Origin of the sequence: Photobacterium angustum (genome assembly GCF_003026365.1) — a bacterium.
GTDB lineage: Bacteria > Pseudomonadota > Gammaproteobacteria > Enterobacterales > Vibrionaceae > Photobacterium > Photobacterium angustum.
The window spans coordinates 1-682 of the sequence record NZ_PYOM01000054.1 but is presented as its reverse complement, the minus strand read 5'-3'; the positions used below and the strand labels follow the sequence as shown (position 1 = coordinate 682).

The 682-nt window shown below is 32.8% G+C and carries 2 protein-coding genes; both read left to right on the top strand.

Annotated elements, in window-relative coordinates:
- The coding region (locus CTN01_RS22865; RefSeq protein ID WP_170096488.1) for a hypothetical protein at positions 1–280 on the top strand (280 nt) is incomplete at its 5' end.
- A 211-nt stretch (positions 281–491) separates the two neighbouring features.
- A partial coding sequence (locus tag CTN01_RS22570) for a hypothetical protein (protein WP_146150448.1) occupies positions 492–682 on the top strand: 191 nt, incomplete at its 3' end.

Here is a 682-nt window from a genome sequence, read left to right as displayed (position 1 = left end):
AGAAATTATGATGATTAATCGTTGGGGAGCATGGTTGAGTTTACTACCCGCATGGCAACATAAGACCAACAAAGACATTTTAAAAGGTGCGGAGGCAATAAATGGCTTAGTAAAAAGGCAATTGAAAAGCCAAATGTTATTAGAAAAATGGCGAAATTTACTTGCAGATAATATCGACATTATTGATAACGCAAAGTTTCAAGAATTACTGGAACAAACTCAAGATGAACGTACTCGCTACGAAGCAGCGACTCAATTAATTATGTCTTTAAAGGTTTAATAATGCTAAATAATCATTTTTTTATGGATGACGTTAACAATAATGATATATCCATTTGCAGTATCACCTTTAAAACTGTAAATCAGAAAAACACTGATAGATTGCGGTAATAGTTGCCTAAATGGTGCCTTAAAAATTTATAGCTTAATAATCAGCCCTATTGATAAATAGCAAAACTAAGTTATCAATTATTAACTTAAGAAATGAAGATATGAATAATTCAGAATCAAGCTCTTCAACAGTCCCTCAGACAGTGACTTTATTACCGCCACCAGACAAACAGCCATTTGGTGCTGAACAGGTTTTATTTCGCGATATCAAAACATGCGCAAAAGATGAAAGTGAAATAGAATACAAGGATATTGCTTACTTTATTGAAGGCAATGCGTTTTATCTATTAGA